The sequence below is a fragment of the Leptospiraceae bacterium genome (assembly GCA_024233835.1).
Classification (GTDB): Bacteria; Spirochaetota; Leptospiria; order Leptospirales; family Leptospiraceae; genus JACKPC01.
Map to the genome: position 1 here is coordinate 71,065 of JACKPC010000008.1, position 19,658 is coordinate 90,722.

The 19,658-nt window shown below is 35.8% G+C and carries 19 protein-coding genes; 7 read left to right on the forward strand and 12 right to left on the reverse strand.

Annotated elements, in window-relative coordinates; genetic code table 11:
• Positions 1-26: 26 nt before the first annotated feature.
• From H7A25_26110 to H7A25_26130, 5 genes are all read right to left on the reverse strand, one after another.
• The gene (locus H7A25_26110) at positions 27-332 is read right to left on the reverse strand and encodes a XisI protein (GenBank protein MCP5503401.1); all 306 of its coding nucleotides are present in this window, start codon (positions 330-332) and stop codon (positions 27-29) included.
• Positions 320-733 (reverse strand): hypothetical protein, encoded by a 414-nt coding sequence (locus H7A25_26115; protein ID MCP5503402.1) that lies wholly within the window; start codon positions 731-733, stop codon positions 320-322. The genes H7A25_26110 and H7A25_26115 overlap by 13 nt, the downstream gene beginning before the upstream one ends.
• A gap of 40 nt (positions 734-773) precedes the next feature.
• The gene (locus tag H7A25_26120) at positions 774-1,265 is read right to left on the reverse strand and encodes a hypothetical protein (protein ID MCP5503403.1); all 492 of its coding nucleotides are present in this window, start codon (positions 1,263-1,265) and stop codon (positions 774-776) included.
• Between the two features lie 180 nt (positions 1,266-1,445).
• Positions 1,446-2,216, reverse strand: a complete 771-nt coding sequence (gene cas6, locus H7A25_26125) for a CRISPR-associated endoribonuclease Cas6 (protein MCP5503404.1) — start codon at positions 2,214-2,216, stop codon at positions 1,446-1,448.
• Positions 2,217-2,688: 472 nt separating this feature from the next.
• Positions 2,689-3,399, reverse strand: coding sequence for a DUF4469 domain-containing protein (locus H7A25_26130; protein ID MCP5503405.1), 711 nt, complete (start codon positions 3,397-3,399; stop codon positions 2,689-2,691).
• 288 nt (positions 3,400-3,687) lie between these two features.
• Between H7A25_26130 and H7A25_26135 the strand changes: the two genes are divergently transcribed.
• A complete protein-coding gene (locus tag H7A25_26135; protein ID MCP5503406.1) occupies positions 3,688-4,575 on the forward strand; it encodes a site-specific integrase in 888 nt (295 codons plus the stop codon).
• On the opposite strand, the gene H7A25_26140 is transcribed toward H7A25_26135, so the two are convergent.
• On the reverse strand, positions 4,559-5,320 hold the full coding sequence (locus tag H7A25_26140) for a sterol desaturase family protein (protein ID MCP5503407.1): 762 nt from the start codon (positions 5,318-5,320) through the stop codon (positions 4,559-4,561). The two genes, H7A25_26135 and H7A25_26140, sit on opposite strands and share 17 nt — an antisense overlap.
• Positions 5,321-5,460: 140 nt before the next feature.
• Here H7A25_26140 and H7A25_26145 point away from each other — a divergent pair, with 140 nt between their 5' ends.
• Positions 5,461-5,952, forward strand: coding sequence for a hypothetical protein (locus H7A25_26145; protein MCP5503408.1), 492 nt, complete (start codon positions 5,461-5,463; stop codon positions 5,950-5,952).
• A 129-nt stretch (positions 5,953-6,081) separates the two neighbouring features.
• Complete coding sequence (locus H7A25_26150; protein ID MCP5503409.1) at positions 6,082-6,594, forward strand: hypothetical protein; 513 nt, start codon at positions 6,082-6,084, stop codon at positions 6,592-6,594.
• A gap of 67 nt (positions 6,595-6,661) precedes the next feature.
• Here the strand turns inward: H7A25_26150 and H7A25_26155 are convergent, their stop codons facing one another.
• The 5 genes from H7A25_26155 to H7A25_26175 all read right to left on the reverse strand — a co-directional run bounded on the left by H7A25_26155 (position 6,662) and on the right by H7A25_26175 (position 14,121).
• Complete coding sequence (locus H7A25_26155; protein MCP5503410.1) at positions 6,662-8,443, reverse strand: LTA synthase family protein; 1,782 nt, start codon at positions 8,441-8,443, stop codon at positions 6,662-6,664.
• Positions 8,440-10,143: a tetratricopeptide repeat protein gene (locus H7A25_26160; protein MCP5503411.1), complete on the reverse strand. Its 1,704-nt coding sequence runs from the start codon at positions 10,141-10,143 to the stop codon at positions 8,440-8,442. The genes H7A25_26155 and H7A25_26160 overlap by 4 nt, the downstream gene beginning before the upstream one ends.
• Positions 10,140-12,227, reverse strand: coding sequence for an exodeoxyribonuclease V subunit alpha (gene recD / locus H7A25_26165; GenBank protein ID MCP5503412.1), 2,088 nt, complete (start codon positions 12,225-12,227; stop codon positions 10,140-10,142). The genes H7A25_26160 and recD overlap by 4 nt, the downstream gene beginning before the upstream one ends.
• 104 nt (positions 12,228-12,331) lie before the next feature.
• Positions 12,332-12,739 (reverse strand): hypothetical protein, encoded by a 408-nt coding sequence (locus H7A25_26170; protein ID MCP5503413.1) that lies wholly within the window; start codon positions 12,737-12,739, stop codon positions 12,332-12,334.
• A 17-nt stretch (positions 12,740-12,756) separates the two neighbouring features.
• The gene (locus H7A25_26175) at positions 12,757-14,121 is read right to left on the reverse strand and encodes a porin (GenBank protein ID MCP5503414.1); all 1,365 of its coding nucleotides are present in this window, start codon (positions 14,119-14,121) and stop codon (positions 12,757-12,759) included.
• Positions 14,122-14,447: 326 nt separating this feature from the next.
• On the opposite strand from H7A25_26175, the gene H7A25_26180 reads away from it, so the two are divergent.
• From H7A25_26180 to H7A25_26195, 4 genes are all read left to right on the forward strand, one after another.
• Positions 14,448-16,364 (forward strand): AAA family ATPase, encoded by a 1,917-nt coding sequence (locus H7A25_26180; protein MCP5503415.1) that lies wholly within the window; start codon positions 14,448-14,450, stop codon positions 16,362-16,364.
• 105 nt (positions 16,365-16,469) lie between these two features.
• Complete coding sequence (locus H7A25_26185; GenBank protein MCP5503416.1) at positions 16,470-16,679, forward strand: helix-turn-helix domain-containing protein; 210 nt, start codon at positions 16,470-16,472, stop codon at positions 16,677-16,679.
• 98 nt (positions 16,680-16,777) lie between these two features.
• A complete protein-coding gene (locus tag H7A25_26190) occupies positions 16,778-18,187 on the forward strand; it encodes a GGDEF domain-containing protein (GenBank protein ID MCP5503417.1) in 1,410 nt (469 codons plus the stop codon).
• Between the two features lie 13 nt (positions 18,188-18,200).
• Complete coding sequence (locus H7A25_26195) at positions 18,201-18,815, forward strand: hypothetical protein (protein MCP5503418.1); 615 nt, start codon at positions 18,201-18,203, stop codon at positions 18,813-18,815.
• Between the two features lie 83 nt (positions 18,816-18,898).
• On the opposite strand, the gene H7A25_26200 is transcribed toward H7A25_26195, so the two are convergent.
• Entirely contained in the window at positions 18,899-19,504 is a 606-nt protein-coding gene (locus H7A25_26200) for a YceI family protein (GenBank protein MCP5503419.1), read from the reverse strand.
• Between the last annotated feature and the right edge of the window lie 154 nt (positions 19,505-19,658).

Sequence of the window (19,658 nt, forward strand, 5' to 3'; positions counted from 1 at the left end):
TGTATCTAAACTCATTCTATAATCTCCTATTTCTCCATATAAGATAAAACCAGATCTTCATTAGAAATACCTTTATCTTCTAAAACTCTTGCAATGGGTAAATCTGTAGTATCTTCTTGTATATAGACTTTGTCATCGATAATATCTATATGGATTATACAATCATGGATTCTATTAGAGTTTTCCCAACCTATACTAAAGAGGGCAAAGCGTTTATTTTCCCTATCAATAATCTTTTCGATAGTTAAATGCTCATCGCCTTCGGGTTTCAAGCTCCCATAGAAGTTAATGACATCTAAAATGATGCTATAATAATGTTCTAATTTTTCCATTTTACAATTTCCTCAATTTCTGGGTTAAATACAATTAATTTTACATTATGCAAATAAAATAAAGACTTCAAACCCATACTTTCTTTTAACCTGTTGTATGTATTTTCATCAATACCTAAAAATAAATCTCTTTCAGAATTTTTTTCTTTTAAAATCATTTTGTAATTAGTATACTGTCCTATCATTACATGAAAATCATAAATATTTGAAGGATTCAAGAAGCTTTTAAGCTCAATAGCTATTCTCTTTTTCTTTTTTTCTGCCACAAGGAACTTTTCAGCTCCAAAATCTATATAAAAATGTTTTTCAAAATATTTAATAAATAATGGATCATCTGTGACTTGCCATCCATCCTTAACTAAAGCATTAATAAGTATATTATGATATATATCTTTTGCCATAGCTATAACGCTTTTCCAATCTTCAACACTGTATCTAAACTCATGAAAACTCTCCATTACTCTCATATAACTTATCCTCAAAACTCTTAACAATCCCGTAATATACAGTCGCGACCTCTTCAGGTATCATACTCGGACTCATATAAATATTTTTCAAAACTGTTGTCGCAAAGATATTCAATTCTTTTTCCCTATTTATAAACTGCAGCTCTCTACGCTCGCTATCATCGGATTTATTAAAATAATTAAGAAACTCGTTCCATTTCTCTATATTTTTAATTATATTAGATTTTGTTATTCTTTTTATCCTAATTTTCTTAACTTTAACAATCGCATACCAGATTGTAATTATACTCAACATCAACTCATCAATATCGTAGCCATCTATGCCACTCTCTTCGAGAGCAATCATGATAGCAGGAATATTCTTATGAGTTGTATTCATTTCAGAAGCCAGAGGCTCTAATAAATATTCCGGATTATTATTAAAAAAATCCGATGCAATCTTTAAATCTTTTTCTGTAAGTATCATCTTTAACACTCCTCAATTTTTTCTCGTATTGCCAGTTTTCTTTTTCCCATAAAAACCATTTGCAATCCTCATCCCTCACCCCTCAATCCTCCGTACATAGCTTCGCCGGGTGAGTCACATCTGGTATTTAGGGATTAGATATTAGAGATTAGTAAAACACTAATTCCTAATACCTAACCACTAATCCCTAATCCCCAGACAACCGAAGCCCATACTATTTTCCTTACCTATGCCGGCGTAGTAGGCCAGCTTCTGCAATTCCGGATGAGCTTTTAGTTTGAAGGTAAAGGTGTATCCTTTTACCCGGACCGGTTTCTGGTTCTTTTTTTGAATCTGCAATACCTTACGTTTGGTTTCGCTTAAGAGTTCTATTTCAAATTCTCCTTCCGGCGTTGTTTTATCAGGAAAAAGTATGTTGTATTTGCTTATTAGATTATTATAAATAATTTTTGTATATAGTTCATGACCCGGTTCGAGATAAGTAGTATATTTTTCACCGGGAAATTGGTAATCCGCACAGACAGGGCTGTAGGTTTTATACTTCATTTCCTCTTGAAATTCCGGACAGGGCAGGCATTCAATTTGATTTACGCGAAACTCTACAGAAGAAATTTCGTCACCTATCCGAAAGGTATTATTTAAAAATAGGCCCCGGATGAAGGGTAGGGCGGCTTCTTCGTGGGCAAAGGAGAGTTCCCAGCTTAAGTTCGGATGCAATAGTTTGAGTCTGTCTCCATGGATTTTGTATTCCTTTGTTACGAGAGTTCCGAAATTAAAAAACTTAAACAGTTTCCGTTTTTCTCCATAGCCTTTTTCGTGTAACCAGTTGGCATAAGCCGGATTTTCCTTAGATATAGTTTTATAAACATAAGAACTCAGGAAATAGGAATAATCGAGGGGTAAGAGTCTATCTCCCGAACCTGCGGCCAATGTAAATCGAAATCTATTCATATTACCTCTTTTTCTCAGAATATCAGGGATACCGGACAAAATAGAATGAAAATCCTATTAATTTTTCACTTTTTATCCCTTTTTAGAATCTAAAATTATTATGACAAGCTTATTCTGGTCAGATTTATGAAAATATTACTTATAGGAGGTGATCCACCGGTGGTTCGCTTGCTATAAGTAAAAAATGAGAGCTTTTATAAGCGATACAGGCTTTGTATATAAGTGATATACAAACTCTTTCATAGTAATGAAACAATCCATATCATACTAATAATAGCTTCTGTATTATAGTAATGAAAGGATCTGTATTATACTAATGATAGGTTTCGTATTATAGTAATGAAATGCCCTGTAGATTATTATATAGCCGGTAGATGTTGCCGAAGGTCAAGGTGAGTTAAAGAAAAAGGGAGTAGGGCTGTTTTATTTCTCTACCTCCCGAAAAAGGGCTTTCGGGAAGTAGAAAAGTCTATCAGGCGGCGCCTGTCAAAGCAAAGGAAAGTCGGGTTACTTTCAGGGTATTAGAAGCCTGCATCCGGTTTCTGAGTTCAAAACGATAGGTATTTCCCTCGTTTATCACAGGAGGAACCAGAAAATTCAGCTCTAAAGCTGCATTTTTGGACAAAGTTTCTATCCTCGTATAGTTCATATCCTGCATATTCTGTATATAAAGACCCTCGTCTTCTCTTTCCGGGTTGAACTTGAGGTTCTTGCCTTTCAGGGCGGCAATCGTTCCCGGGAAAATGCTACTGTTTCTTTCGCCGGTTTTGAAATCAATGAACGCCTTCATGACGGGCAGGTTTACCTGGCTTTCGACCTTTTCAACCTTTGCCTGACTGACGAGCTGTTTGAGTTCGGAAGAAGCCCTTACTCCCACATCAATTTTATGTTTCGAAGAGTCAAAATTATCAAATTCATCGTTAAAAACGCCCTGAATCAGGGGATAAAACTGGATAAAACCATCGAGGTTAATTCTGCCGCCTTCAAGTAGAACATTGGTTACTGTAGACTCAAGCAGGTTTAAAACGGCCAGAATATCGCTTCTGGTCACACTGGTTCCGCTATCGAGCATTCGTTTTACAAGTTCTTCACGGTTAAAAACCTGTGGTGTTACGACCCTGGAATGGAACTTATTATCAGCATTTCCGATAACAGTCCTGTGTAAGCTGTATTTTATAGACATATAGTCTCCTTAGTTTTCATATTAATATTTTTTAGTTACTACCTTTGCATTTAGTTTTCTTTTGGCATAAATAGCAATGAAATGTAAGTAATAAGTATGAATATATCTGTCAAATATTATTTTCATAACTTATCCAAAAAAGTTTAACATTATGATTATTGTGTTATTGCACAAAGACTCAAAAACTGAATTGGACTCTGTATATTGGATTTATAATTTTATCACTTAATACAAGATTTTGTGATTTTTTTATTGCCCTAAAAACGCTCTATATTTTAGATAAGTGGAATGGAACTGGAAAAGAGAAAGAAGGATTCGCCTGCATCCCTGCGGCTTACGGGAGAAGAAAACTACGATACCCACGTTCGGGATTTCAACGAATACATACATACAAATGATTTAAGTTTGAATTCCGAAAGCATCCGCTCTTTTATAGAGCTTAAGAAAACAGAAAAAAATCGTTTTGGAAAGAAGAATTCCCCGGCGACTTTACGCAAAATCAAATCCTCTCTATTGCAGTCAGTTAAGAAAACTTTTCCGGCCAATTCCGATGAATTAGCTTTTTTAGAATTTGTCTTTCAGAAAATTAAGATAAGTAAACCGGCAGAGAGAACCAGACCATTAACAAAAGAGCAGGTCGAACAAATTTTTGCTAATTGCAATCGAGAATATAAACTTTTGCTCAAATTCCTTTTAGTGTCCTGTGTAAGGGTCTCGGAGTTTTGTAATATTCGAAAAGAAGATGTGAGTCCTTCTTCCAACCGGGGCTTAAGTCTGGTTCATATCCGGGAAGGAAAAGGAAATAAGGAGCGTTTTATCGAAGTACCTTCTATACTTATCAAAGAAATTCAAAACCAGATTCCATCTGAAGAGTATCTCTTTGAGTATATCAAAACCTATACCGATGTTTCTAAAAATCATACAGCTCCTTACTACCGAGAAAAAGTAAATCGTCTGATTAATGATATTGCAGAAGATACATTCGGAGAGGATATTCACCTTCATCCGCACATTTTCCGAAAAACAGGAGGTCAAATTCTGATGGACTCTACAGGTGATGTGCACAAAGTCCAGGCTCATTTAGGCCATTCAGATGTATCTACAACTATTAAAAGTTATCTGAAAAGCACGATAAGCGGTAAAGATATTATAACAGCATTTAAGGATTATTTATAGAATTTTTCTTTACTTTTTTATGGTAGTATTTACCATCGGACATATCAATACCTTTTAACATAGAAAGGATTTTTGTTTCCCCCTCTTCTTTAAAGCCGCATCTTCCACGGAAGTTTCGGAGATTCTTAAAAGTTCCGAACATCATATCCCATAAAGCTAAATCTCCATAGTTATAGGCATGTACTCCCTGTAAATGGTGAATCCCGTGGGATTCTGGTCTCTGTATAATAAAACCTATCCAGTAAGGAGTCTTTACATTCCAGTGGTAAAACATATCGGCAATTCCCAAAAGAAGGACAACATTTAGAGCTACATCTCGATTGGCCCCTACTCCCAATAATAATACGGTACTCATTATCAACATATTTATAATAATTTCAAAAGGGTTTCTATAAAAGCTGGTAAGAAGCTCTATTCGTGTCGGACTATGATGCACCTGGTGGAGATAATTCCAGAGAAAAGGAAACTTATGTTTAATTCTATGTTGCCAGTAACTCACAAAGGTCATCACCAAAAAGGCTATGCCGGTAGCCGCATATTCATTTATTCCATCCAAGTTATAAAGTCGATGCTTTTCGAAATAAGCATCCAGGGAAGAATGTAAGGTGAAAACTACCAGGGACTGAACTAAAGTAAAGCTAATGGATCGCAAATACCATTTCGGGCTGGCCGGAAGCTCTCTTCGTCCGTATTTTTTTTCGATTACAAACATAAGCCCGGCAAGGGCAAAAAATAAAAGTTTCATATTATAAGGTTAAGCCTATTTCTACCTGATTATTGTTCTTTTCTAGGAGGCATTAAACTTCAACCTCTTTTTGATTAAAAAAAGATTTTCATTTTTAGTATACCTATTTTAAACTTGTAAAAAAAAATAGGAATTAGAAGATGAATAAAAAGCTATACCTAACCATTATTTTTTTCCTTTCTCTATCACTGAGTTTCTGTGGCAAGGAAAAAGCAAAAAAAGACAAGATAGACGAAACTCCTACTCCTAAAACGGAGAATTCCAGCTCATCCGAATTAGAAGTAGAAAAAGTGACACCTTTTTATGTAAAGGTTAATGACTCTCTGATTATCCGTTCCGGCCCTTCAACCAACAGTAATAAAGTATCCTGTAATCAATTTAGTGGAGACTATTCCCTGGATGGAAAAAATGGCTGGTCCTGTGGTTCAGGTTGTAATCGTGAAGTAACAGCCTTTAGTCCGGGTGATATACTACAGATACACGAACAAACCAAAAAAGAAGTAAATGTAGGTAAATGGACAGCCCGCTGGTATAAAGCCAAACTTCCTGATGGTTCAAATTATTCGTGTCCCGATTTTTTCTGGGTTTATGGTAAATTTGTTGTGAAAACAAATTATATACCACCCAAATAATATGTGAATAATATATAATGTGAAGGCGACCTCCTAGAAGGCGACCCTTCGGAGGGTCGCCTTCTAGTAAAAAAGATTTTCATTTTTTATCATACCTTTTATCATGGGGAAAAATTAAGGATTTCGAATATGATAAAAAAGACTTACTTATTTCTTCTCCTTTCTTTTTTATTCTCCCTGACTTACTGTGATAATAAGAAAGAAACAGATAAAAAACCCGTAAACCCTCCCGCTACAAAAACAGGTAGCTCCACTTCTTCTGGCCCGGAAACAGAAAAAGTTACACCTTTTTATGTAAAGGTTAATGATTCTCTTATCATGCGTTCTGAGCCATCAACAAGTAGTGATAAAGTATCCTGTAACCAGTTCAGCATGGATTCTTCCCTGCATAATAAGAATGGCTGGACCTGTGCTTCGAGTTGTTCTCGTGACACTACGGCTCTCAGTCCCGGTGATATATTAGAAGTGCATGAACAAACCAAAGAGGAAGTGAAAGTAAATAAATGGTCTGCTCGCTGGTATAAGGTAAGTGTTATTTCCGACTATGATAAATTTTACTATTCGTATAGCTGTCCGGATTATTTCTGGGTATATGGTAAATTTGTAGACAAGACGAATTATACACCACCTAAAGATAAGTAAGCACATATTGAAGGCGACACCTACGTGAAGGCGACCCTCCGAAGGGTCGCCTTCACGTAGGTGGGTGTTAAGGAAAGCTTAGCTTCTCTCCGTATAAAAGATCATACTGTATCAGCTTATAAAGCTCTATTACTTTTTCATAGTTTTCCGGCAAATTCTTATAAAGTTTACCTTCTGTTGTCGATTTGTAAAAGGAAAATACGGGTAAGGTAGTTTCTACTTTTTCTAATATTCTGTAAAATACGGGTAAGTCTTTCGGAAAAGAATTCTTTAAAAGGTATAAACCCAGATAATTAGAGCTAAGTTTTTCCGGGAATTTCGCTATTTCTACATTCGACCAGGCGAAGTAAGGACAGGTGAAATTATCTATATCTTTATCCGAATAATCTCTCAGGGAAAAGCCGAGATAGTTTTCATTGGGAACGTGGTCTCCGAATACAACTAAAAGAACAGGTTCTTTTAAAGTCTTTAAATCTTCCAGCAGCTTTTCTAAATTATTATCGAAATTATGTAGTAAGTTTAAATTAGCCTGTAAATGCTCTTTATGCAAAGAACTTAATGTAGTATTCCCTATTTTATAATGTTTACGTATGGCTGTTTTGTTGTAAGGTCCGTGCGTAGCATAGTTTGAAGCAAAGATAAAAAAGGGAGATTTTTTCTTTATTTCCCTATTTAACTTTTTTATAAAATATTCGTCGATAATGTATCTTTCATCTTCTATCACTTCATCTTGAAATTCCCGGAAAAAGTGCTTATCGTATTGAAATTCATTAAAACCTAAAAGGGGAACTACCCTGCTCCTATCATAAAACCAACCATGATAAGAATGCAGGAAGGAAGTTTTATATTTTGCTGATGTATAAACACTTGCCAGGGAAGGTACTTCTCTATGTACAGCACTTACATAGGGATAACCCCAGACAAGTTGGGTAGATAAACCTGTTAAAACTTCAAACTCGGTTAAGACCGTGCCACCTCCAAAACCCGGCACGATAATCTTTCCCCCGTTTTTCTGAGCTAAAGAGCGAAAGAAAGGAATCGGATCAGGACTGATTTGTAAGGAAGGATACTGTAAGGGATCCCAGAAAGTCTCGGCTAATATGAGGATTACATTAAGAGAAACTTTTTTTCCCGGTTTGCTTTTATAAGAATCTAGCTCTGATTCTAAAGCCTGAGGGTATGTTTCCGGTTTGGTTTGTCGGTAAAGAACTTTATAATTATCTAATAGACTGAGTAAAAGCCCCTGTGTCTGATAATGTATCTGTGTGTTCATATAATTGGGTTTTAAACGGAATACGTCCCTGTAAAAATTCTCAAAAGAAGCTTCGGGATTCAGATAAAATAGGATAAGAGAAAAGGGAACTAAAAATAAATTGATTCTGTATGCCCATGAGAGAATAGAGTTCTTCTCCTTTTGATAAAGTAGAATATACAGATATAGGAATATACTAATTGAGAAAACGGTAAGAAACAGGAGAAGAAAGAATTTCCAGCCAAGGCCCGGAAAGACAGCAAATACCGTTTTTAAGCCCGCTGCATAGAAATCAGTCAAAAATAAAACAGAACCTAAGTACTTTAACTTAAAAGCATGAATCAAAGCTAATAGAATAAACAGATTCAGAGAAAGAAGGAAGGAAAAGAAAACTTTTTGGGAAAGAAAAAATAGAATACTATAAAAGAAAAATAAAAGAAATGTATTGAAAAGATAGGGAAATGGAATATTCGTAACCGGTAAAAAGTGTTCTCCTACAATGGGTTTAATAACAAAGGTTTCCGTGAAATAAATAGAAAAGCCCTGGAATAAAAAAATAGTAATTACAAGGAATATTTGTATTAGTTTTGTTTTCACTTGGAAAACTTCACATTATAATATTCATCGTAAATCCCGATATAGGACTTGAAGACGTCTTTATTCTTTAGTTTTTCATTCCCCAGGTATTCAATTGTTATTTCCGGAACCTGTAATTTAAAATTTCGACCCGATTCTTTTTTACGGGCAAAACCTCTTTTTTTCGGACTTTCTAATTCTTTAGAAACTCCTATATTTCCTTCACTGTCGATATAAATTATTTTATAACGTTTCCCTTGTATGACATTTATCTCATAATCATTGTCTTTATCTATAGAAGTATAAGCTATAAATTTATGATCTACTCCCATAGCTAAGACATTCACATACTCTCCTTTCCTTATGGATGAAAACTGTATTTTGCCTTTTAAGCAGGCAATTTCAGGAGAAGGTTTATCAAAATTATAAAAAGCAGAATTATCAATAGAAGTAATATATACACCGACACGTTTCGTTTCATCAGAATAGGAAAGATCTCCACTCTTTTGAACTGCGGTATTCACCCTTTCCCATTGTTCGCTCTGATTTATTTTATAAAGTCCCATTCCTTCTGCATTGCTTACAGCCGGAAATTTTAGGCTCAGAGTCTTTACCAGGAACACTTCTTTATTTTTATGGAAGGCACGTATTTGAAACATCCCTCCTGATTCAAAAAGGGTTTTTCTTCCTTCTTTATCCCTGTAATGTAAGGATAAGCCGGAACTAATAAAGTCTATATCCTGTATAATTTCAGTGACTTCTAAACAGACCTCGCCTTCGACTATAAAACCCGATTCTGTTTTAAAACTATAGGATGGAACTAATATAAGAGTTTTACTATGTGTAATTACCTGGTTAGAACTATTTGTCAAAAAACAATATCGTTTAGCCGGACTTTTATAAGAAGATAATATAGGAAGAAGATTTACACTATTTACTTTTTCTTCTTCTGTTTCATATTCTTCTAAGGGATCAAAACTTAAAGTTCCGTATTCATTATGCTGAAAGAAGAGATCGCTTTCTGCTAATAGCAGCTGAAAAGATAAGAGAAATAGGATGATAAAGAGTTTATATGTATACATATTACCTGATATTCTTTTTAAGTATTCTCTCAGCTTATAAAAGCATAAAGCCCTGTAATAATATAAATCATAATAGTTTGCCTGAAGCTCTATGGCCCTGTTGAACTCAAGCATAGCTTCCTGAAGTTTGTTTTCCTTCATATAAATAAGCCCCATATATAATTTGGGATAAAAATAAGAATCATCTAGCTGAATAGCTTTTTGAAAAAGTTCTTTTGCCGGGAGAATCTCATTTTGATACAATAAAAATACACCGTAAGAACTCAGGATAGATACAGCTTCTTTATCGAGTTCATAGCTCTTTTTATAGTATTGTTCAGCCAGAACCCTATCGCCTTTTTGAAAGTAGGCCTGTGCCAGATTAGAATGATAGTAAGGATGCTCCGGTTCGATTACTATGGCTTTTTTAAAAAATTTTATAGCTGATGGATAGTCTTTCAAAGCGAGAAAGGTAATTCCGAGGGAATTAAAGCAGGCAGCACCGGGATGTTCAGAGCAAAGAATAGAAAAGGCTTTATTGGCTTCTGTATAATTCTCTTTTTGTAGTAAATCCTGAGCTTTCTTTATACTGTTTTGTATAGAACTTTCAGGATATAAAAAAGTAATGCTAATAAGAAAAATGAATATAGTTTGCTTCATGAGTTCTCCCAGACAGAAAAACCGGTTTCTCGGATTATTTGGTTCTCAATACTCGATTTTAAAACAGATTCGGAAGAAATAAGAATTGCACTTTTCTTAGCTCTTGTAATAGCCGTATACAACAACTCTCTTGTTAAAAGGCTATGCCCCTCTTCTTCCGGTAAGAGGACAGTCACATCTTCATATTCAGAACCCTGGGACTTATGGATGCTAATGGCAATGGCTAATTCATAAGATGTCAGGATTTGTAAAGGAGTAAACTGTATTTCTCCTCGATTGATATACAGGAAATAGGGAGTTCTTTGTATATAAAAGCCTACGCCTGTATTTCCATTGAAAAGTTTATTTCTGTAATCATTTTTCGAGATGATAAGAGGAAGTCCATTCAGATTTAAGTTTTCTTCTCCAATGCGATATTTCCAATATTGTAGTAAGATTTTATTTACAAAGTTAACTCCCCTGCCCCCTTTTTTTAAGGCACAAAGAAATTTACAATTCTCTAAAACATTAATATACTGAATTATCTTTTCCTTTAAGGGTGATGTGTTTAAGGTATAGATGGAATTGTTTTCTAAAACCGGAACCAATTCCTGATAAAGTTCTTTAAGTTCATTACCTAAAAATATATCGAATATAGAATAGATTGCTCCGGTAAAAACTTCATTTGTAGAAACATTAGATAATAAATAGGTATCACGAAAGTCCGTTTTATGCTGAATCGGGCTTAGATTGGCATCCATAAATAGCTTTTCTTTATAGATAAGATTTTTTAATTCTAATGAATTATCCCCCTTATTTATTCTTTCAGCTACCGATAAAATACTTTCTTTAGCCGAACTATCCTTTTGCCTGTGAGATTTGTTTAAAATTACAATTTTATTTTCGAGTAAGCTTTTTCTTTCATCCTTAGAATTTAGATTCATATTCAAAAAATCTTTAGCTAGCTGACAGAGCTTTTTACTAAAGATTATCTCACCTTTAGGAAGTAGATCGGTTAAAACCGCACCTGCTTCTACAGAAGGAAGTTGAAATTTATCTCCAACCAGGATAAGCTGTGTATCAACACTCAAGGCTTCAATGAAGTAATTCATCATCGAAATATCCAGCATGGATACTTCATCTACTATTACGAGTTGGAAAGGTAGTTTGTTATCCCGATTAAAATTAAACTTTTCTTCATACGATTTATACTTCAGTACGGAATGTAAAGTCTGTCCCATAAGCAAAGATAAGTTTAAATTGGGTAAAGGAGACTGAAAATCTTCAATATTCTTAGTAATGGAATCGGAAAGCTTTTGGGCTGCCTTTCCGGTGGGAGCCGTTAAAAGAATATCATTTTCTGTATAGTAAGGATGTTTAAGCAGAAAAGAATATATGATTCTTGAAATGATTGTAGTTTTACCTGTACCGGGCCCACCCGAAATAATTAAGGTATTGACGTAATTTGAAAGTATACAGGCAAGAGACTGCTCGCGGTTTAGACTGTATACAGGTAAAGACTTTTCTAAGGATAAAAAATCACGAAATTCTTTATCTCTTAACTGTATATTGCTTTCAGTATGTAACCTTTCCTGAATATTCTCTTTTAATTGATAGGCATGAAAAAAATACTTTTGAAAATAAAGATATTTCTTTTTATTATACTCGTATAGGATTAAAAGTCTCTGCCTTGCAAGTTGAATGGAGTTTGGGTTCGCTTCGTAGTATTCTACCCATAACTCGCTCTCTTTATTTTGCAAAAAGAAGTTTCGAATCTCTAAAGCAACTTTTTCCACTATATCAGTAAGTTCAAACTTAGTAAGGAGTTCTTTTAGTGTTTCCGTATGTAATGATAAACAGATACTTCCATTATTTAAAAAATGATACAGTAACAACAGACTGATATGCAGAGAATAACTATCTTTATAGGTCGGAAAAAAAACTATAAGGTCTCGAATGCCAAGATAATCCGAAATACTCAAGGTCAAATTCCGAAAAGCACGACTGTAGAGTTCTTTTAACTCGGAAGAATTTCCACTGATTGTATGAATTACCTGTTGAATCGAAACAGGAATGTCGGCTGGTTTGGAACGAAGGGAAATCATTTACCGGTATTATCCTTAAGAACTTACCAGTAAACAGGGGATTTAAAAAAGGGAAAGAAAAAAAAGGAAAACTCCCATCCCTTTTGAGATGGGAGACTTTTAAACTACTTAAATAGTGTGATTCCACCTGTTGATGTTTGGCAGGTTGTAAATAGCGCTACTGTAGCAGCAGAGGTTTGAACCTTGTATTGTGGTAGATTGCAACCGGTATCGGCTACTACCTTTGCAACACAGGTTATAGCTGCATCATAATCTGCTTTTGTTGCTGTTACAGCCTTGGATTCGCAGGTAGCATAAACATCCACTCCGAAACCCGGAGCTGCACATTCATTCATTTTCCAGACCATAGCCTGACAGGACGCTTGTGCATCGGTTTGATTGGGCTCTAAGAGTCCGAGCATCAGGTAACGGTTTTGCTCATAGTCCTTTTGAGCATAGTTCCTGGAACAGCCTACTAAGCCTGCTATTAGTATTAAACTGAATAAGGTTAAACGATTCATTGCTTTTCTCATCTTTCTATTCTCCTTTATTAGAACTTCGCAACTATACCGAGAGTTGCACCATTCTGATAGCTTGCCGGTCTTCCACTTTCATCTACGAAGGGAGTTCCCATTCCCCAGTCTCTTCTCAGGTCTAATTTAACTATCATGTTTTCAGACCAGTTATAAGTGGGTGTAATAGTAAAAGTTCTTACTTGAGCACCGGTTCCCTTTTTGTCTCCATATCCACTTGTGCTTTTATAGGAAAGGTCGTATCTGTAAGAATCATTTCTGGTTACAGCCATTGAACCACCATACCTACTATCGTCAATGTATTCATAACGAAGTGCAAGTAAAAACTTCTCGGTAAAGGCATATTTTATCCAGGCACCATAAGTATTGTAAATACGTTTTACGTTTCTTCCATCACGGTTTACCAATAAACCACTTACAGTTGCTCCGGAATTAGTATTTGGTGCAGAAGCTCCCACTTTCTCTCCGTAGGTATAGTCCAGATCCACTGTCAGTTTATCAGTAGGTGTAATAGAAAGTATTACTTCATTCACGAACCAATGGTCATAAGTATAACTACCCGGTCTGGCTCCTGGCGTATTGGAAGGATAAGTCTGGTATATATATTCATCCATTGTCGTTCTTCTGGCAATAGCTTGATCCATTCCATAAATGGTGTTCCAGACAACTTTAAGTTGCTTTACAACCTGTCCGGAAAGCTGAGTTCCTACTGCTTTCGCTTTATTCGGACCATCTGCATATACGTGGTCACCTGTTTGTTGGTTGGCTGAATTGTAGCCGGTTCCCTGAACACTATTATACAGGAAGAAAGAAAAGCCCCAATCGTCGTTAATGCTTAAGGCAGCCCTTGCACCTGTATGAATAAAGGGGATTGTATTGAAGAAGATATAACCTATCGTATAGTTAGGGTTATCAACTGTTTCCAATAACTCATAACCAATATGGGTAGCCATCTTACCTACATCGACTGTTAAGCCGTTCATAACAGGAAAATAGAAAGAGACAAAACCTTCCTGCAACATATTCATGTTATTTGTATTGTTGGCATTACCATAGTTGTTTTCCTGGTGGGTCGTATTTTGACCGTTCATGAAGTTAATTCTGAAACCCCAGGGACTTGCCTTATCAGCAGTTTTTTGAAGCGCAAGTTCTACAGCGTTTACACCAAATTGTTTATTATAGGTAGCGAAAGCCCGGCTGGAATCATACTGGGCTCCCTGTTTGTTATTGGCTACATACTGGTAATAAACATCTACAAAACCAGAAAACTCTACCTGGTCATACCATTTTTTTTCAGCTTTCTTTTCTTCTTCTGCGATTACAGCAGTAGTAAAAAAGGCTGATAGAAGGATCCCAATTAAATAATTTGCTCTCTTTTTCATCTTCTATTCTCCTATTGCTTAAATTATAAAGCAAGTAGTGTACCAGTTAAAATTTCACTGCTTATATTTTTTACAAAAAAGTTATAATGATACTTATTTAAATTCTTTGTTAATTTATTAATCTTTCGATGCTTAATATTTAAGCATTTTTTATCCTGAAACCCGAATCCTAAACTTTCCTTGAAATCCCTTCTAAATTTTTGTACTACCTATATAAATTAGTGCTTAGTAAACTGATTGCTTAATTTATAGGCAAGTCTGCTTATTCTAATGGTTTATTCAACATGATCTTGACCGTTAAAGACAATATATAGAACCTGATCTGCATGAACTCTAAGGCAATTCAGGCTATTGAAGAACTCTTGAACCTGCTCAAGCTCGAAAAAGAAGCGGAAAGAAAAGAATATGAGTCTTTATTGAAGGATTTAAGCCTCACAGAAAGACAGGAAAGAGGTGTAAGCTGGTATCCCCTGATTATTCAGGAAACAGACTATAATTCCGGTGGTAAACCGGTTTTAAAGCTATCCAAGAAAAACTTTCTTGAGGTAGATAACCTGTTTAAACAGGGGGAAATGGTTCGTTTTTATAAAAATAAGACAGGTTCTGAGGATTCGGAAGAAAGCTACATTGGTATTGTTTCTTTTTCCAAAGAGGATAGAGTTCATATTATCCTTGAAGCTGAGGAGATGCCCGAATCCTTGGAGGATGGAAGGTTCGGTCTGGATTTATACTATAATGAGTATTCCTACAAGGAAATGGAGTATGCCCTGCAGGTCGTTCTTTCTGCCGACAATAACCGTCTTTCTGAATTTCGTAATCTATTAACCGGGCAAAAAAAGCCGGAGTTCAAGCACTTTCACAAAGAACTTCGAGAAAACCTGAACGAATCCCAGAACCGGGCCATACAACAAATTCATTCCTCTATAGACCTTTGCATTATTCACGGGCCTCCCGGTACCGGAAAGACTTTTACATTAGTCCGGGCTATAAAAGAGATTCTTGAACAGGAAGAGAAGCATTTGCTGGCCTGTGCGGCCAGTAATGCCGCCGTAGATCTTTTAGCAGAACATTTAAACGAACTGGGAGTAAATGTTACCCGGATAGGAAACCCCGTTCGCATTTCAGAAAAACTTTACGATTTAAGCCTTGAGAGTAAGATTCTAAAACATCAGGACTATAAAACCCTTAAAAAGTATAAGAACGAAGCCGGTAAAATTCGGCAGGAAGCTTTAAAGTTTGTGAAACACTTCGGACGGGCTGAGAGAGAAGAAAGAAAGGAAAAGCTAAATGAAGCTAAAGAAATCTGGAAAGAATCCCGGGTTTTAGAACGTAATATCATCGATGAAATCCTCGATAGAACAGATGTAGTCTGTAGTACCCTCGTGGGAGCCAATGACTACAGCCTGAAGGGAAGGAAATTTGGAACCGTTTTTATTGATGAGGCCAGTCAATGCCTCGAACCGGCCAACTGGATACCGATTTTAAAAGCCGGAAAACTTATCCTGGCCGGTGACCATTGCCAGCTTCCGGCGGTAATTAAGTCTAAAGAAGCAGCTGAAAAAGGTCTCTCTAAAAGTCTTTTTGAGAAATGTATGGAGTTTTTCCCGGAAGCTTCTGTCCTGCTGAATACACAGTACAGGATGAATGATTCCATTATGGGCTTTTCTAATCAGAAGTTTTACGAAGGAAAACTGGTTTCAGACCCTTCGGTAAAAGACCAAAGTCTTGGAGAGGGTTATTTAAGCTCGGAAAAGCTTATTTTTATAGATACAGCCGGCTGTGACTATTTAGAGAGTTTACAGGAAGAAACGAGGAGTTATTCCAATAAAGAAGAAGCCTTTTTATTAGAGAAGCTTTTAAAGCAGCTTCTGGAAGAAATGGAAGGAAAGCCTTTCAGTCTCGGAATTCTTTCTCCCTACCGGGAGCAGATTCGTTTTTTTCAGGACCTATTTCGAAAAACCCCCCTACCCCCTTCTCTGGATTTAGAAATCGATACCATTGATGCCTTTCAGGGCCGAGAAAAAGATATGATAGCCATAAGCCTGGTACGCTCGAACGAAGAAAGAGAAATAGGCTTTCTTGCAGACATTCGACGGATGAATGTGGCTATGACCAGGGCCAAAAAGCTGCTTTTGATTATCGGAGATAGCAGTACTATCTCAGCAGACCCTTTTTATGAGGATTTCATTTCTTACGTACAGGAGAAAAACTACTATAAAAGTGCCTGGGAATTTATGGACTGAAAAGTTTTTCTTTTTTCTTAGAGTTTGAGACATAAAAAAATTGACGACTTTCGGGCTTGGGACATAATTAATTCAATGTAAGTTCTTTTGTTAGGAGATAACTTTATGACCTTTGGGCAGATAATCCATAATAAACGATTAGAAAAAGAGATGGCATTAGGAGATTTTGCAAAAAAACTCGGTTGGACTACCGTCTATGTATCCGATATTGAGGAAGGAAGACGTCAGCCCCCTTCACGTGAAAAGCTTTTAGAAATGTGTAGTATTCTGGGAATTTCAAGAGAAGAGGTGAAACTTCCGGCTTACATGCTGTGAATCTATCATTCATTGATACCGGGGTCTTTATCTTCAAGTAAAAGATCCCGATTACCTTACCGACTTAATATTTTCTTCAGGTAGGTGAAAAAACCTATATGAAAACTGATTATTCTGAGAAACCCAGGTTTACTCATTCCATTTTTTTAGATTTACTCCTATATATGATGGGTTTTGGCCTTTTCATAGGTGTACTCTTTCCTCCACTGACAAGTCTTGTCACTCATCTGGATCAAAAAGAAATTTACACGTATAGTTTTTTTATTACCTGTATGTTTGCGGGATTTCTGGTCGGCATCTTAAATTATCTTCTGGTAAAGTTAATACTCGGAAATAAGTTTCGTCAGTTTCTCGATAAAATGGTTCAAATCAGAAACCGAATCAATTCAGATAATTCCATGGGAATTTGTGATGAAAAGGAATGCCTGATTCACATAAAATCTGATGATGAAATCGGAGCCTCTGCTGATAATTTTAATCAATTAGTTTTGTCATTATACAAAAGAATTAGGCTCGAAGATAGATTACTCGAAATAAACAACTTTGTTCATCATTATCTTGAAACTCGAAAACTGAGCCACTATGTTTTGGAAGAGCTCTGCAAGCAGGGAAACTTTCACGGAGGAATCTGCCTGATTCAAAATTCCCAGGAAGATAAATGGGAAGGCATATCGCATTACGGTTTAAGAGAAAGCGATTTGGACAAAGAGTATTTGTTCCATCCGGGCAGCATTGTAGATAGGGTTTTAGCCAATAGAAAAACACTTACCCTGGAGTTACCTGAGGATATACCGGTTGAATTAAAAGGTTTTGGTTTAAGTTATAGACCTCGATTTTTTATCATTGCACCGGTCAGTTACTATAGTTCAGTCATTTCTTTTTTTATTTTCGTCGGAGATAATAAACCGGATGAAGAAATCTCCCGACTGATGGAATTGATTTTTTCTCAATTAGGACATGCTATGCAAAATAGCCTTCTTCACGAAAAACTTCGTAAAATATCTATTATTGATGAGCTAACCCAGGTTTATAATCGGCGTTACGGCTTCGAAAAACTTCAGGAAGCCTTTCAAAATTCTGTCCAAAAAAATACTCCTATAACAGTGGTTTTATGCGATCTGGATTTTTTTAAAAAAATAAATGACACTTACGGACATCTTGCCGGTGACTATATACTAAGAGAAATGTGTTTAATCTATCAAAGTAATATACGAAAAGAAGATATACTCTGTCGCTACGGAGGGGAAGAGTTTATGCTTATCCTCTTAGAAGCTTCCGGTCCGGACGGCTTTAAACATTGCGAACGTTTCAGAAAAAAAATTGAAAACCATGAATTTCACTGGGAGGGAAACAGCTTAAATGTAACTATGAGTTTTGGTGTTTCCTGCTACCCGGACTGTTTTGCCAGAAGCGAATATGAATTAATTCAGCAGGCTGATGACGCTCTTTATCAGGCCAAGCAAAATGGAAGGAATCAGGTAGTTCTGGCTTCCGAACCCATTAAATAAGTATATAGAAATTATGAATGCAGATAAAAATCCGATTTATATTGAAGGAGATCCCGAACATTCAGACCTTTCTAAGCGGCATATGTTCTATCTTTTTATGAAAAAAACTCCGGATGGAAACAGGCGATATGAACTCTGTATGAAACCAATCCTTATTTGGGTTATGGCCTTCTATACTTTTTTACCGGCCGGAATGATAATATTTGCACAATGGCTTTTAAAAGAACTCAAAAGACAGAATGATAGCCTGGGTGTAAAAATGGTTTATGGATTTATTGTTCTCTTCATTATGTTTTTCTTATATATGTTGGTTCAGTTGATAATTACTACTGCGGGAACATTTTCTATTGAACTCAAAAATAATGCAGTTTTTTATATCAGAAAAATTGGTAATATTCCTCCTCTTAAAATTGAAATTCCTATAAGTAGCATAGATAGGATGAAGGTAGAAGAGCGTTATGCCAAAGGAATTTATCATATATTGTTGATTGAAGGAGATGGAAAAAAAATTGAGTTCTGGCAGGCACCTATTTTCGGAACCTTTCAACGGGAGTATCTTGATTACCTCGAAGAAAAAATTCGGGAATATGCTATAGAAAAAGGTCAGATTATTTCATTGAAATCCTAACAAGTGTTATCGCCCTTCGATACACCACCGGAGACTGAGTGGAAGCGTACCGAAGCCCCGATGGTATATGTATTAAATGGTTCTTATTTTAGTTCTAACTTTAACTTAACATCCACTAATTGATTCACTTCAACCAACTTTGTATTTGGCATAGGAATCTTAAAGTCCTGTAAATCAACCTTAAAATCGGATCTGAGAGCATAACCCTTTCCCGTTTTAGATTTTGTAACCTTTCCCTCGATAACAAAATTATCTTTTGTTACACCATGGACTGTTAGTTTGCCATTCACTTTAGCCATGCCGGAAGCAGGGTCGTAGGAAATGATTGTTCCCTTATAACTGGCAGTTCCAAATTTAGCAGAATTCATATGTGTTTCATGCATTCTGCTATTTGCAAACTTAAACTCACCACTTAAGAAAAAATTTATTAAATTAATACTCATAGATATATCAAAAGTTTTTTCCTTTAATTTAATATTTCCTGAGAATTTATTGGCAAGGCCTGTCATGCTTACATACTTAGTCATAGTTGCATCATAGCCGGACTCGGTTTTTTTAGTAAGTGTAAATAACATTCGACCTGAATTAACTTTTAATTGCTCTTCCGGAATTGGAGTAGCCGAGAGTATCCCATACAAAAAAAAGAAAATTAAACTATACAGCCCGAAATACATTCTATTATGTTTCATTATGTTCCCCTTATGAAGTTATATCATCCTCTAACATTTTGACTTTCTTGTTTAGAAAAATATCCCTTAGCTTTATAGCTTAATCTTAAATTCTGAAATTGTCAATCATTTCCGGAAAAAATAGTCCTGAGGCAAAGTTATAATTACAGGATTA

Coding starts and splice junctions, on each gene's coding strand:
- H7A25_26130 (MCP5503405.1), bottom strand. CDS start 3,399: ATGTCTATAAAATACAGCTTACACAGGACTGTTATCGGAAATGCTGAT.
- H7A25_26115 (MCP5503402.1), bottom strand. CDS start 733: ATGGCAAAAGATATATATCATAATATACTTATTAATGCTTTAGTTAAG.
- H7A25_26180 (MCP5503415.1), top strand. CDS start 14,448: ATGAACTCTAAGGCAATTCAGGCTATTGAAGAACTCTTGAACCTGCTC.
- H7A25_26190 (MCP5503417.1), top strand. CDS start 16,778: ATGAAAACTGATTATTCTGAGAAACCCAGGTTTACTCATTCCATTTTT.
- H7A25_26175 (MCP5503414.1), bottom strand. CDS start 14,121: ATGAAAAAGAGAGCAAATTATTTAATTGGGATCCTTCTATCAGCCTTT.
- H7A25_26150 (MCP5503409.1), top strand. CDS start 6,082: ATGATAAAAAAGACTTACTTATTTCTTCTCCTTTCTTTTTTATTCTCC.
- H7A25_26135 (MCP5503406.1), top strand. CDS start 3,688: ATGGAACTGGAAAAGAGAAAGAAGGATTCGCCTGCATCCCTGCGGCTT.
- H7A25_26145 (MCP5503408.1), top strand. CDS start 5,461: ATGAATAAAAAGCTATACCTAACCATTATTTTTTTCCTTTCTCTATCA.
- recD (MCP5503412.1), bottom strand. CDS start 12,227: ATGATTTCCCTTCGTTCCAAACCAGCCGACATTCCTGTTTCGATTCAA.
- H7A25_26140 (MCP5503407.1), bottom strand. CDS start 5,320: ATGAAACTTTTATTTTTTGCCCTTGCCGGGCTTATGTTTGTAATCGAA.
- H7A25_26110 (MCP5503401.1), bottom strand. CDS start 332: ATGGAAAAATTAGAACATTATTATAGCATCATTTTAGATGTCATTAAC.
- H7A25_26170 (MCP5503413.1), bottom strand. CDS start 12,739: ATGAGAAAAGCAATGAATCGTTTAACCTTATTCAGTTTAATACTAATA.
- H7A25_26185 (MCP5503416.1), top strand. CDS start 16,470: ATGACCTTTGGGCAGATAATCCATAATAAACGATTAGAAAAAGAGATG.
- H7A25_26200 (MCP5503419.1), bottom strand. CDS start 19,504: ATGAAACATAATAGAATGTATTTCGGGCTGTATAGTTTAATTTTCTTT.
- H7A25_26195 (MCP5503418.1), top strand. CDS start 18,201: ATGAATGCAGATAAAAATCCGATTTATATTGAAGGAGATCCCGAACAT.
- H7A25_26120 (MCP5503403.1), bottom strand. CDS start 1,265: ATGATACTTACAGAAAAAGATTTAAAGATTGCATCGGATTTTTTTAAT.
- cas6 (MCP5503404.1), bottom strand. CDS start 2,216: ATGAATAGATTTCGATTTACATTGGCCGCAGGTTCGGGAGATAGACTC.
- H7A25_26160 (MCP5503411.1), bottom strand. CDS start 10,143: ATGAAGCAAACTATATTCATTTTTCTTATTAGCATTACTTTTTTATAT.